The 12488-nt window shown below is 74.5% G+C and carries 15 protein-coding genes; 10 read left to right on the plus strand and 5 right to left on the minus strand.

Annotated elements, in window-relative coordinates; all coding sequences use genetic code 11:
* Window positions 1–2: 2 nt before the first annotated feature.
* Window positions 3–518, plus strand: coding sequence for a molybdenum cofactor biosynthesis protein MoaE (locus tag HNR08_RS08515; RefSeq protein WP_146834556.1), 516 nt, complete (start codon window positions 3–5; stop codon window positions 516–518).
* 14 nt (window positions 519–532) lie between these two features.
* On the opposite strand, the gene HNR08_RS08520 is transcribed toward HNR08_RS08515, so the two are convergent.
* Together HNR08_RS08520 and moaA are read right to left on the minus strand one after the other, a co-directional pair.
* Entirely contained in the window at window positions 533–793 is a 261-nt protein-coding gene (locus HNR08_RS08520; RefSeq protein ID WP_146834553.1) for a MoaD/ThiS family protein, read from the minus strand.
* A gap of 2 nt (window positions 794–795) precedes the next feature.
* A complete protein-coding gene (gene moaA / locus HNR08_RS08525) occupies window positions 796–1845 on the minus strand; it encodes a GTP 3',8-cyclase MoaA (RefSeq protein ID WP_146834550.1) in 1050 nt (349 codons plus the stop codon).
* Between the two features lie 84 nt (window positions 1846–1929).
* Here moaA and HNR08_RS08530 point away from each other — a divergent pair, with 84 nt between their 5' ends.
* Genes HNR08_RS08530 through HNR08_RS08540 form a run of 3 tightly spaced genes read left to right on the plus strand, consistent with a single transcriptional unit; the run spans window position 1930 to window position 4161 of the window.
* Window positions 1930–3186: a molybdopterin molybdotransferase MoeA gene (locus tag HNR08_RS08530; RefSeq protein WP_146834547.1), complete on the plus strand. Its 1257-nt coding sequence runs from the start codon at window positions 1930–1932 to the stop codon at window positions 3184–3186.
* Complete coding sequence (gene moaC, locus HNR08_RS08535; protein ID WP_146834544.1) at window positions 3183–3659, plus strand: cyclic pyranopterin monophosphate synthase MoaC; 477 nt, start codon at window positions 3183–3185, stop codon at window positions 3657–3659. Before HNR08_RS08530 ends, moaC begins: the two co-directional genes overlap by 4 nt.
* Window positions 3652–4161: a MogA/MoaB family molybdenum cofactor biosynthesis protein gene (locus tag HNR08_RS08540; RefSeq protein WP_146834541.1), complete on the plus strand. Its 510-nt coding sequence runs from the start codon at window positions 3652–3654 to the stop codon at window positions 4159–4161. Before moaC ends, HNR08_RS08540 begins: the two co-directional genes overlap by 8 nt.
* A 28-nt stretch (window positions 4162–4189) precedes the next feature.
* Here the strand turns inward: HNR08_RS08540 and moeB are convergent, their stop codons facing one another.
* On the minus strand, window positions 4190–5359 hold the full coding sequence (gene moeB, locus HNR08_RS08545) for a molybdopterin-synthase adenylyltransferase MoeB (protein ID WP_146834538.1): 1170 nt from the start codon (window positions 5357–5359) through the stop codon (window positions 4190–4192).
* Between the two features lie 145 nt (window positions 5360–5504).
* Between moeB and HNR08_RS08550 the strand changes: the two genes are divergently transcribed.
* Entirely contained in the window at window positions 5505–5984 is a 480-nt protein-coding gene (locus tag HNR08_RS08550; RefSeq protein WP_146834535.1) for a hypothetical protein, read from the plus strand.
* Between the two features lie 79 nt (window positions 5985–6063).
* Here HNR08_RS08550 and HNR08_RS08555 read toward each other — a convergent pair whose 3' ends face one another.
* Both HNR08_RS08555 and HNR08_RS21640 read right to left on the minus strand, forming a co-directional pair.
* On the minus strand, window positions 6064–7158 hold the full coding sequence (locus HNR08_RS08555) for an inositol-3-phosphate synthase (RefSeq protein ID WP_146834532.1): 1095 nt from the start codon (window positions 7156–7158) through the stop codon (window positions 6064–6066).
* Window positions 7155–7811, minus strand: a complete 657-nt coding sequence (locus HNR08_RS21640) for a PadR family transcriptional regulator (RefSeq protein WP_183834948.1) — start codon at window positions 7809–7811, stop codon at window positions 7155–7157. The genes HNR08_RS08555 and HNR08_RS21640 overlap by 4 nt, the downstream gene beginning before the upstream one ends.
* 358 nt (window positions 7812–8169) lie before the next feature.
* Here HNR08_RS21640 and HNR08_RS08565 point away from each other — a divergent pair, with 358 nt between their 5' ends.
* The 5 genes from HNR08_RS08565 to rplI all read left to right on the plus strand — a co-directional run bounded on the left by HNR08_RS08565 (window position 8170) and on the right by rplI (window position 12450).
* Entirely contained in the window at window positions 8170–10527 is a 2358-nt protein-coding gene (locus tag HNR08_RS08565; protein ID WP_168429950.1) for a penicillin-binding protein, read from the plus strand.
* Window positions 10528–10736: 209 nt separating this feature from the next.
* On the plus strand, window positions 10737–11030 hold the full coding sequence (gene rpsF, locus HNR08_RS08570; protein ID WP_146834523.1) for a 30S ribosomal protein S6: 294 nt from the start codon (window positions 10737–10739) through the stop codon (window positions 11028–11030).
* 77 nt (window positions 11031–11107) lie between these two features.
* Window positions 11108–11638, plus strand: coding sequence for a single-stranded DNA-binding protein (locus HNR08_RS08575; RefSeq protein WP_146834520.1), 531 nt, complete (start codon window positions 11108–11110; stop codon window positions 11636–11638).
* 111 nt (window positions 11639–11749) lie between these two features.
* Window positions 11750–11986, plus strand: a complete 237-nt coding sequence (rpsR, locus tag HNR08_RS08580) for a 30S ribosomal protein S18 (protein WP_013772910.1) — start codon at window positions 11750–11752, stop codon at window positions 11984–11986.
* A 14-nt stretch (window positions 11987–12000) separates the two neighbouring features.
* Window positions 12001–12450 carry a 50S ribosomal protein L9 gene (gene rplI / locus HNR08_RS08585; RefSeq protein ID WP_146834517.1) on the plus strand — a complete coding sequence of 150 codons (450 nt, stop codon included), beginning with the start codon at window positions 12001–12003 and terminating at the stop codon, window positions 12448–12450.
* The last annotated feature ends 38 nt before the right edge of the window (window positions 12451–12488 follow it).

Here is a 12488-nt window from a genome sequence, read left to right on the forward strand (position 1 = left end):
CGATGGCCGCCCCCCGCCCCGACGCGACCGCCGCCCACCCGGCGCTCGACGGCGCCCCCGCGCCCGCCCGGGACAGCAGCCGCGTCTCGCCCGCCGCGCGCACCGTGGTCCGGGCCGAGGTCACCCGCGACGCGATCGACCCCGCGGACCTGGCCCGCGAGGTCGGCCGCGCGACCGCCGGCGCCGTGGTGACGTTCTCCGGCGTGGTCCGCGACCACGACCTCGGCCGCGCCGTCACCGGCATCGAGTACGTCGCCCACCCCTCCGCGCCCGACGTGATGGCCGCGGTCGTCGCCGACGTGGCGGCGCGGTCCGACGTGGACGCGGTCGCCGCCGTGCACCGGATCGGGGACCTCGGCATCGGGGACTGCGCGCTCGCTGTCGCCGTGGCCGCGGCGCACCGCGCCGAGGCGTTCGAGGCGGCGTCGGCCCTGGTCGACGAGGTCAAGCACCGGCTGCCGGTCTGGAAGCGCCAGGAGTTCCCGGACGGCACCGACGAGTGGGTGGCCTGCCCGTAGCCCGGGCGGCGTCCTCAGCCTCCCGCGAAGGGCGGCAGCAGGTCGACCGTGACCGCGCCGTCGAGCACCCGGCTGCGGTCCGCGTCGGGCACCCCGTCCACGAGGACGCTGCACGCCGCGGCCACGCGGGTCAGGTCGGCGCCGTGCCGCGCGCACGCGTCGGCCACGAGGGTGGCCGTCGTGGTCCCCGCGGCCACGGTCACCGGCTCCTCGTCGCGGCCCGCGGCGGCGCTCGCCCCGGCGTAGTAGCGCAGCCGCACGCTGACGTCGGTCATGCTCATCCTCCGATCGCGCTCATCGGGCGCTCCGGCTGCCGGAACCCCGCCTCGCTGATGCCGTGGCCCGGGCCCTTGCGCAGCATCGCCGCCGCCCAGGCCGCCGCCAGCTCCGCGTCGTCCGCCCCCGCCCGCAGCATGCCCCGCAGGTCCGTCTCGTGCCGGGCGAACAGGCAGTCGCGCATCTGGCCGTCCGCGGTGAGCCGCACCCGGTCGCAGTCGCCGCAGAACGGGCGGGTCACGGACGCGATCACCCCGACCACGGCGCCCCCGTCCGGGTCGCCGCCGTCGACGGCCCAGGTCTGCGCGGGGTCCGCGCCCCGCCGGGCGGAGTCCACCGGGGTCAGGTCGAACGCCGCGCGCAGCGCGCCGAGGATCTCGTCGGCCCGCACCATCGACGACGGGTCCCAGGCGTCGTGCGGCCCCAGCGGCATCTGCTCGATGAACCGCAGCCGGTAGCCCTCGGCCAGGGCCCAGCGCAGCAGCGGCACGGCCTCGTCGTCGTTCACCCCGCGGACCAGCACCGTGTTCACCTTGACCGGCGTCAGCCCGGCGTCCCGTGCGGCGGCGAGCCCGGCCAGCACGTCCGGCAGCCGGTCCCGGCGGGTGATCCGCGCGTACCGGTCCCGCTGGAGCGAGTCGAGGGAGACGTTCACCCGGCCGAGCCCGGCGTCGGCCAGGCCGCGGGCCCGCCGGTGCAGACCCAGCGCGTTCGTGGTGAGCGACGTCTCGGGCGGGGTGCCGTCGGCCCGGCGGAGCGCCGTGGTCGCGGCGACGATCGACTCCAGGCCCCGGCGCAGCAGCGGCTCGCCGCCGGTGAACCGCACCTCCCGGACCCCGAGCCGCTCGACGGCCACCGTCACCAGGCGCACGACCTCGTCGTCGGTCAGCACCTCCGCGGTCGGCAGCCACGGCAGCCCCTCGGCGGGCATGCAGTACGTGCAGCGCAGGTTGCACCGGTCGGTGAGCGACACGCGCAGGTCCCGCGCGACGCGGCCGAACCGGTCCTCCAGCACCCCCGCGCCCGGGGCCGCGTCGCCGGCGCTCCTCATGCCGACAGGCTACGGAGTCCGGTCGGGCGCGTCGCATGACCTTGGGCCGACCTCGGCGTGGCGCGCCCGGGTTACCGTCGGGCGGTGAGCCGCAGCCTGCCCGTCGCCGCCCGCACCGTCGAGGAGCACCGGGCCGCCGTGCTGTCCGGTGTCGTCGCCGGGCCCGTCGAGGAGCGCGCGGTGCCCGACGCGCTGGGCCTGGTGCTCGCGGAGGACGTCGCCTCCGCCGTGGACCTGCCGGCCTTCGACAACTCCGCGATGGACGGCTACGCCCTGCACGCGGACGACCTGCACGCCGACGACCCGGCCGCCGCGGTCCCGGTCACGCTGCGGGTCGTCGACGACGTCCCCGCCGGCGGGGTGCCGCGCGCCGCGCTCGTGGCCGGCACGGCGTCCCGGGTGATGACGGGCGCCCCGGTCCCCGAGGGCACCGGCGCGGTCGTCCCCGTCGAGCAGACGGATGCGGGGACCGAGCGGGTGCGCGTCGACGTCCTGCCCCGGCCCGCTGCCCACGTGCGCCGGCGCGGCGAGGACGTCCGGACCGGCGCGGTGGTCCTGACCGCGGGCACCGTCGTCACGCCCGCCGTCGTCGGGCTGCTGTCGGGGGTGGGCCGGGCGGCCGTCCGGGTGCACCGCCCGCCGCGGGTCGTCGTGCTGTCCACCGGCGCGGAGCTCATCCCCGCGGGGCAGCCGCTCGGTCCCGCGCAGATCCACGACGCGAACGGCCCGATGCTGGCCGCCGCCGTCCGCCGAGCGGGCGGGGTCGCGGTGACCGCGCCGGTCGTGGCCGACCGCCCGGGGGCGCTGCTCGCGGCGCTGGAGCCGCACCTGGGCGACGCCGACCTGGTGCTCACGTCCGCCGGGGTGAGCGAGGGCGCGTACGACGTGGTCAAGGCGGACCTCGCCGGGGCCGGGGTGACCTTCGTCCGCGTCGCGATGCAGCCCGGCAAGCCGCAGGGCCACGGGGTCCTCGGCCCGCGCGGCGTGCCCGTCGTGACGCTGCCCGGCAACCCCGCGAGCGCGTTCGTGTCGTTCCACGTCTTCGTGCGGCCGCTGCTCCGCCGCCTGCTCGGCCTGCCGGACGGACCCGGGCCGGTCGTCCGCGCGGCGCTCGCCGAGCCGCTGACCTCCCCGGCCGGGCGGCGGCAGCTCCTCCGCGCCCGCCTGGAGCCCGCGGCCGCCGGCGGGACCCCCACCGTGCGGCTCGTCGGCGGCCCCGGCTCCCACCTGCTCGGCGCCCTCGCGCTGTCCGACGCCCTCGCGGTCGTCCCCGAGGACGTCACCGCCCTGCCGGCCGGCGCGCTCGTCGACGTGCTGCTCACCGAAGGAGACCCCCGATGACCCAGGAGCACCTCACGCACGTGGACGCCCGCGGCGAGGCCCGCATGGTCGACGTGAGCGCGAAGGAGGTCACCGTCCGCACGGCGACCGCCACCGGCTTCGTCGTCACCACCGAGCACGTGGTCAACCTGCTGCGGGGCGAGGGCGTGCCGAAGGGCGACGCGCTCGCGGTCGCCCGGATCGCCGGCATCCAGGCCGCCAAGCGCACCCCCGACCTCGTGCCGCTGTGCCACCCGGTCGCCATCCACGGCGTCGTGGTCGACCTCGAGGTCACGGACGCGGGCGTCGGGATCACCGCCACCGTGCGGACGGCCGACCGGACGGGCGTGGAGATGGAGGCGCTGACCTGCGTCGCCGCCGCCGGGCTCGCGCTGGTCGACATGGTCAAGGCCGTGGACCGCGGCGCGACGATCACCGACGTCCGAGTCGAGGAGAAGTCGGGCGGTCGCAGCGGGACCTGGCGCCGTGCCTGAGACCGGGGGCCCTCCGGCGGGGGCGCCGGCGCTCCGCGCCCGGGTCGTCACCGTCTCCACCCGCGCCGCCGCCGGGGTCTACCCTGACCGGTCCGGCCCGGCGCTCGCGGCCGCGGTCGCCGCGCTGGGGTTCGTCGTGGAGGGTCCGGAGGTCGTGCCCGACGGCCCGCCGGTCGGGGCCGCGCTGCGGTCGGCGGTGGCCGCGGGCGTCGCGCTCGTGGTCACGACCGGCGGCACCGGCCTCGCTCCCGGGGACGACACCCCCGAGCAGACCGCCCCGCTGCTGGACCGCGACCTGCCGGGCGTCCCGGAGGCGGTGCGTGCCGCGGGCGTGGCCGCCGGGGTCCCGTCCGCGATGCTCAGCCGGGGCCGCGCCGGGCTCGCCGGGCGCACGGTCGTGGTGAACCTGCCGGGGTCCGTGCGGGCCGTCGAGCAGGCGATGGCCGCGGTCGGCGCGGCCCTGCGGCACGCCGTGGACCAGGTGGCCGGCGGCGACCACTGAGCGACCGGGGCGGTCGCGGTCGCGCCGGCTAGTACCGCGGGAGCGCCGGGTCCACGTCGTCGACCCACGCGAGCACGCCGCCCTCCAGGTGCACGGCGTCGAACCCCCGCTGCCGGACCAGGGCCAGCACCTCCGCGGAGCGGATGCCCGACTTGCAGTGCAGCACCAGCGGCCGCGCCGGGTCGAGGTGCGCGAACGCCGAGCCGTCCAGGAACGCGCCCTTCGGCAGCAGCCGCGCCCCGGGGATCGCGACCAGGGCGTGCTCCGCGGGCTCCCGCACGTCCACGAGGTCCAGGTCGTCGGCGCCGGCCTCGCGCGCGGCCAGACGCGCGGCGAGGGCGCGGGCCGTGATGGCGGGCAGCGGCTCGCCGACCTCGCAGACCTCGTCCAGGTCGGTCAGCGCGGTCACCGGGACGCCCCGCGGGTCCGGCCGCACCGGGAGCTCGCGCCATCGCCCGCCCAGTGCGTCGAGCACGAGCATCCGCCCGAGCAACGGGTCGCCCAGGCCGGTGACGAGCTTGACGACCTCGGCGGCCATCATCGAGCCGACCGCCCCGCACACGACGCCCAGAACCCCGGCCTCCGCGCAGGACGGCACCGTGCCCGGCGCGGGCGGCTCGGGGAACACGTCGCGGTACTGCACGGCCGGGTACCCGGAGCCCGCGGGCGGCGCCGCCCAGAACACCGACACCTGCGCGTCGAACCGCAGCACCGCGCCCCAGACGAGGGGCACCCCGGCCAGCACGCAGGCGTCGTTCACCAGGTACCGCGTCGGGAAGTTGTCGGTCCCGTCCACGACCACGTCGTAGCCGGCGACCACGTCCGCGACGGTCGCCGCGGTCAGCCGGACCCGGTGCTCCACGACCTCGACCAGCGGGTTCACGGCCCGGACGGTCTCCGCGGCGCTCGTGACCTTCGCCCGGCCGACGTCCGCGTCGCCGTGCACGACCTGGCGCTGCAGGTTCGAGGCGTCCACCACGTCGTCGTCCACCACGCCGATCGTCCCGACGCCCGCCGCGGCCAGGTACAGCAGCACGGGGGAGCCGAGGCCGCCCGCGCCGACGACCAGCACCCGGGCGTTCCGCAGCCGGCGCTGGCCGACCTCGCCCACCTCCGGGATGAGGACGTGCCGGGAGAACCGGGCGCGCTCGGCGGGGGTGAGCGGCGGTCCGGGGTCGACGAGCGGGGGGAGGGGCATCGCGGGTCCGGGGGGTCGGGCGGCTGGGTGCCCCCGACGGTACCCGGGCGCCGCGCGGGCGGCCGGGGGCGGACGTCCCGGGCGGGGACCGGCACGGACCCCGCGCCTAGACTCGGCGGACCGCCGCGCACGACCGAGGAGACCCATGAGCACCGAGCCCCAGGACGCCGCCCCCGCGCTGCCGGACGGCTGGCGCCTGATCCCGCCGGAGACCCTGGGCACGCCGGGCATCGCGTTCGCCGCCGCGCACGAGGTGCCGGACGCCGGGTTCACCGCGAACGTCACCGTCGGCGTCCAGCGGTCCGCGGACCCGGGCCTGGTCCGGGCGCTCGGCGCCGAGGCGGTCCGCGCGATCGAGGCCTCGGAGCAGGACGTCGCGGTGCACCGCCAGGAGGCGCGCGGCGACCTCGCCGTCGCGCAGGAGGTGCACTTCACCACGACGATCGACGGCGACCCGGTGCCGATGACGCAGGTGCAGGAGTTCGTCGCGGTGCCGGCCGCCGATGGCGGGCCGGCGACCGTGTGGACCGTGTCGGCGACCGCGACCCGCGCGCAGGCCGAGGCGCTCGCGGAGGGGCTGACGACGCTGCTGGACGCGCTGCGCGCAGAGATCGCCGGGTCCTGACGGGTCCTGACGGGTCGGGACGCGACGGGGCCCCGGCGACGCGGACGTCACCGGGGCCCCGGTCGGGTTCAGCGAGCGCTCAGCGCTCGATCTCGCCCGCGATGAACTTCTCCACGAGCTCCCGGCCGTAGCGGTCCTCGTTCTGGACCGGCGGGGACTTCATGAAGTAGGTCGACGCCGACAGGATCGGGCCGCCGATGCCGCGGTCGAGCGCGATCTTCGCCGCGCGGACCGCGTCGATGATGATGCCCGCGGAGTTCGGGGAGTCCCAGACCTCGAGCTTGTACTCGAGGTTCAGGGGCACCTCGCCGAACGCGCGGCCCTCGAGGCGGACGTACGCCCACTTGCGGTCGTCGAGCCACGCGACGTAGTCCGACGGGCCGATGTGGACGTTGCGGTCCTCCTTCTTGCCGGCCAGCGGGCCGTCCTCGAGGTTGGAGGTGACCGCCTGGGTCTTCGAGACCTTCTTGGACTCCAGGCGCTCGCGCTCGAGCATGTTCTTGAAGTCCATGTTGCCGCCGACGTTCAGCTGGTACGTGCGGTCCAGGATGACGCCGCGGTCCTCGAACAGGCGGGCGAGCACGCGGTGCGTGATGGTCGCGCCGACCTGGGACTTGATGTCGTCGCCGACGATCGGGACGCCGGCGGCCTCGAACTTCGCGGCCCACTCCGGGTCGGAGGCGATGAAGACCGGCAGCGCGTTGACGAACGCGACGCCCGCGTCGATGGCGGCCTGCGCGTAGAACTTGTCGGCCTCCTCGGAGCCCACCGGCAGGTAGGAGACGAGCACGTCGACCTTGGCGTCCTTGAGCGCCTGGACGACGTCCACGGGCTCCGCGTCGGACTCCTCGATGGTCTGCGCGTAGTACTTGCCGACGCCGTCGAGGGTCGGGCCGCGCTGCACGGTCACGCCGAGCGGCGGGACGTCCGCGATCTTGATGGTGTTGTTCTCGGAGGCCACGATCGCCTCGGAGAGGTCGAAGCCGACCTTCTTCGCGTCGACGTCGAACGCCAGGACGAACTCGAGGTCGCGGACGTGGTAGTCCCCGAACTGCACGTGCATGAGGCCCGGCACCTTGGTGCTCGGGTCGGCGTCGGCGTAGTAGTGCACGCCCTGGACCAGCGACGAGGCGCAGTTGCCCACGCCTGCGATAGCCACGCGGATGGCGGTCATCCTCGCTCCTTCTGAGGGGGTTGTGCCGCGACGATGGGGTCATCCTCGACAGCTTCGGGGCGGGCGTCGGCCGGACGGCCGGTGCCCTGGGGACGGGCGCCGCGGTTGCTGCGCTCGTGGTCGATGAGGTCGTCGAGCCAGCGGACCTCGCGCTCGACCTGCTCGAGCCCGTGACGCTGGAGCTCGAGGGTGTACTCGTCCATGCGGACGCGGGTGCGGGACACGGAGTCCTTGATGAGCTCCAGCCGCTCGGTCATCCGGGTGCGCCGGCCCTCGAGGATCCGCAGCCGGGTCTCCGCGTCGGTCTGGCCGAAGAACGCGAACCGGAAGCCGAAGTTCTCGTCCTCCCAGGCCGCGGGGCCCGAGGAGGCCAGCACGTGCTGGAACTGCTCCTTGCCCTCGGCGGTGAGCTGGTAGACGATGCGGGCGCGCTTGCCGGACAGCCCGTGCGCGGGCGCGTCCTGCGGGTCGGAACCGGCGATCCAGCCGCGCGCGACCAGCGCCTTGAGGCACGGGTAGAGCGAGCCGTAGGACAGCGCCCGGAACGACCCGAGCAGCAGGTTGAGCCGCTTGCGGAGCTCGTACCCGTGCATCGGGGAGTCGTGCAGCAGCCCGAGGATCGCCGACTCGAGCACGTCCTGACGTCCGCGCACCGCTGGCCTCCCTCCGCTGCCTCGCACCGCGATGTATCGAGTTGATACATCGGGGAGGGTAGGGCGAACCGGGCGATTCCGGCAAGACCTGGCGTTCACCCGCGCGTCGCCCGCCGCGCGCCCGGCGGTTCGCCCCCGGTTCACGTGCCGTCGGGCGCCGACCCTGCGAGGATCCTCGTCGGGTCGGGAAGTCCTGCGGCGGGCCTCGTGGCGATCGCGTGAAAGTCCGCCGCTTCCGGGGGGGCGGCCCGCTGTCGCCGCCGGCGGCACGCGCATACTGATCCGGGCCCGGGCCGGCGTCCTCGCCGCCCACCGCCCCCGAACCCCGCCCCCCGGCAGTCCACAGGAAGGCAGTGCGTTGGCAGGCTCCACCCGACGGTCCACGACGAACGCCCCCCGCGGCGGCGCGTCCCGGACCGCCCCCTCCGGCGGCCGGCGGCGGATCTTCGACTACCCCCGCCGCGGCTACACCGGCCTGCACCGCTGGCTGCCCTCGTGGCGGTTCGTCGTCGGCAGCATCCTGTCGTTCGTCTTCCTGTGCCTGGGCGTCGCGGTCGCCGCGTACGCGCTGACCGACGTCCCGGCGCCCGACGACTTCGCCGAGGAGCAGGCGTCCGTCGTCTACTACGCGGACGGCACCACGGAGCTCGGCCGGTACGAGGGGCCGAACCGGAACCTCGTCGACTACGAGACGCTGCCGGAGCACGTCGGCCAGGCGGTCGTGTCCGCCGAGGACCACACGTTCTTCGAGAACCAGGGCATCTCGATCACCGGGATGGGCCGCGCGCTGCTCAACAACCTCCGGGGCGGCGACACCCAGGGCGGGTCGACGCTGACGCAGCAGTACGTCGAGCGGTACTACGTGGGCGAGACCACCACGTCGTACGTCGGCAAGGCCAAGGAGGCCCTGCTCGCGATCAAGATCGCGCAGACCGAGACCAAGGAGCAGATCCTCGGCCGGTACCTCAACACCATCTACTTCGGCCGGAACGCGTACGGCATCGACGCCGCGGCGCGGTCGTACTTCGGCGTCTCCGCCGCCGAGCTCGACGTCTCCCAGGCGGCGATGCTCGCGGGCCTGATCCCGTCCCCGAACAACTGGGACCCGGCGGTCAGCCCCGAGAAGGCCGAGCAGCGGTGGAACTACGTGCTCGACGGCATGGTCCGCGACGGGTTCCTCGCCCAGGCGGACCGCGACGCGCTGACGTTCCCCGCCGTGCAGCCGTACGAGCGCAGCAACCGGCTCGGCGGGCCGAACGGCTACCTGCTCGAGTACGTGACGCAGGAGCTGACCGCCACGGGCAGCATCACCGAGGACATGCTGTCGCGCCGCGGGCTGACGATCGTCACGACGATCGAGAAGCCGGTGCAGGACACCGCCGTCGGGTCCGTGGCCCAGGTGCGCAGCGGGGAGCTGGCCGGCGGCGCCGTCCCGGACCCGGCCCTCAAGGTCGGCATCGTCTCGATCGACCCCACGAACGGGGCGATCGTCTCGATGTACGGCGGCGAGGACTACCTGACCGACATGATCAACCGCGCGACCCGCGGGCGGGTCCAGGGCGGCTCGACCTTCAAGCCGTTCACGCTGATCGCGGCGCTCGAGAACGGCATCCCGCTCACCGAGCGGTACAACGGCCGGTCGCCGCAGGAGTTCGGCGACTGGAAGGTCAACAACTTCGGGTTCGAGGACTTCGGCGACATCGACCTGGTCAAGGCCACCGAGCAGTCCGTGAACACGGTGTACGCGCAGGTCAACATCGAGGTCGGGCCCGAGAAGACGGCCGAGGTCGCGGCGCGCGCCGGCGTCACCTCCCCGGTGAACACCGAGCCCTCCAACGTGCTCGGCAGCGACGACGTCAGCCCTCTGGACATGGCGTCGGCGTACGCGACGATCGCCGCTCAGGGCGTCTACCACAAGCCGTACATGGTGGCCCAGGCGACCTACCCGGACGGCGACGTCGCCTACACCGGCGAGACCACCCCGACGCAGGTGTTCGACGCGGGCGTCATGGCGGACACCACGTACGCGATGACCCAGGTCGTGCAGAAGGGCTCCGGCAAGACCTACATCAAGCCGATCGGGCGCGACATCGCCGGCAAGACCGGCACGTCGAACGAGAACAAGTCCGCCTGGTTCGTCGGGTTCACGCCCCAGATCGTCACGTCCGTCGCCCTCAGCCAGGTCGGCGAGAACGGCAAGGACGTCGTCAGCATCACGCCGTGGGGCAAGGGCGTCACGGAGGTCACGGGCAGCACCTGGCCGGCCCGGCTCTGGGCGCAGTACATGACCCCGGTGCTGCAGCTCGAGAAGTACGCGACGCCGACGCCGTTCCCCGCCCGGGCCGACGTGAACGCCGACCGGAAGCCGACCGCGACGCCCACCACGCAGGCGCCCGTGGAGACGCAGGCCCCGGTGGAGCCGGAGGAGCCGGCGACCGTGGCGGTGCCGTCGATCGGGTCCGGCATGAAGATCGCGGACGCGCAGGCCGCGATCACGAACGCCGGGCTGGTGCCCGCGGTCGCCGAGGAGGACAGCGACCAGCCCAAGGGCACCGTGCTCGGCGTCAACCCGGGCAGCGGCACGCAGGTCGCGCCGGGCTCGACGGTCACGATCCGGGTGTCGCGCGGGCCGCAGCAGGCCGACCCCGGCCCGACGCAGAGCCCGGCGCCGCCGGCCAACGGCAACGCCGCCGGGAACGCCGGCACCACCGGCTGACCGCACGCCGCGCAGCACCACCGACGGGGACGTCCCGGGACCGCCCGGGACGTCCCCGTCGTCGTCCCCAGCCGCCGCCCGGACCGGGTAGACTGGTGCGCTGCTGTGCCTGCCCGGACGTCGCCGATCGACCCCGGCGCCGGCACCGCGACGCACGACACCCTCCTGCCACGGAACGACCGTGGCCGCCGAGACCAGAGGAGGTGGGTATGAGCCTGCGTCAGTACGAGATCATGATCATCCTCGACCCCGACATCGAGGAGCGCACGGTCGCTCCGTCCCTCGACAAGTACCTGTCGGTCGTCAAGACCGACGGTGGCTCCGTCGACAAGGTGGACATCTGGGGCCGTCGCCGCCTGGCGTACGACATCAAGAAGAAGTCCGAGGGCATCTACGCCGTCGTGGACTTCTCCTCGACGCCGGACACCGCCAAGGAGCTGGACCGCCAGCTCGGCCTCAACGAGGCCGTCCTCCGCACGAAGGTGCTCCGCCAGGACGCCTGAGTGTCTGACCGCGCGCGTACCGTCCCCGTCAGGGGCGGAACAGCCCGACGAGCATTCGACGAGAACGAGGAGCTGGCATGGCTGGTGACACCACCATCACGGTGATCGGGAACCTGACCGCCGACCCGGAGCTGCGGTTCACCCCGTCCGGGGCCGCGGTCGCGAACTTCACCGTGGCGTCCACGCCGCGCACGTTCGACCGCCAGAGCAACGAGTGGAAGGACGGCGACACGCTGTTCCTCCGCTGCTCGATCTGGCGGGAGGCGGCCGAGAACGTCGCCGAGTCGCTCACCAAGGGCACCCGCGTGATCGTCAGCGGGCGGCTCGTCCAGCGGTCCTACGAGACCCGCGAGGGCGAGAAGCGCACCGTGTACGAGCTGCAGGTCGACGAGGTCGGCCCGTCGCTCCGCTACGCCTCGGCCAAGGTCACCCGGACCCAGCGGTCCGGTGGCGGCGGCGGTGGCTTCGGCGGCGGCGGTGGCGGCTTCAGCGGTGGCGGTGGTGGCGGCGGCTTCAACGGAGGCGGCAACCAGGCGCAGGACGACCCGTGGGCCACGCCCGCGGGTGGTGGCGGCGCCGGCGGCTACTCCGACGAGCCCCCGTTCTGATCGACCACCGCTGACCTGCCGGTCGGCACCAGGGCGCGCGCCCGCACAGCACATCCCATCCCGGGGCATGGCAACGCCCCGGGCTCCAGAACGTAGAAGAGGAGCACCACGATGGCCAAGGCCGTTGTCCGGAAGCCCAAGAAGAAGCAGAACCCGCTCAAGGCGGCGAAGATCGAGTCGGTCGACTACAAGGACACCGCCCTGCTGCGGAAGTTCATCTCCGACCGCGGGAAGATCCGCGCCCGCCGCGTGACCGGCGTGTCCGTCCAGGAGCAGCGCGCGATCGCGCGGGCCGTGAAGAACGCCCGCGAGATGGCGCTCCTGCCGTACTCGTCGTCGGCGCGCTGAGAAGGAGCAATCAGATGGCCAAGCTCATCCTGACCCACGAGGTCACGGGCCTCGGCGCTCCCGGCGACGTCGTCGACGTCAAGGACGGGTACGCCCGGAACTACCTGGTCCCGCGCGGCCTCGCGACCACCTGGTCGAAGGGCGCCGAGAAGGAGATCACCCAGATCCGCCGTGCCCGCAAGGCGCGCGAGATCGAGACCCTCGAGGAGGCGCGCGCCGTGCGTGACTCCCTCCAGGGCAACCCGGTGACCGTCTCCGCGAAGGCCGGCGAGTCCGGTCGCCTGTTCGGTGCCATCACCACCGCCGAGATCGCCGACGCGGTCAAGGCGGCCGGTGGCCCGTCGATCGACCGCCGCAAGGTCGAGGTCGCGCAGCCGATCAAGGCCCTCGGCCAGTACGACGTGCAGGTCCGCCTGCACGCCGAGGTCTCCGCGAAGCTGACCGTCAAGGTCGTCGCGGCCTGACCCGAGCAGCACCCCGCACGCCCCGCCCCGGTCCGCCG

The sequence above is a fragment of the Cellulomonas hominis genome (assembly GCF_014201095.1).
GTDB lineage: Bacteria > Actinomycetota > Actinomycetes > Actinomycetales > Cellulomonadaceae > Cellulomonas > Cellulomonas hominis.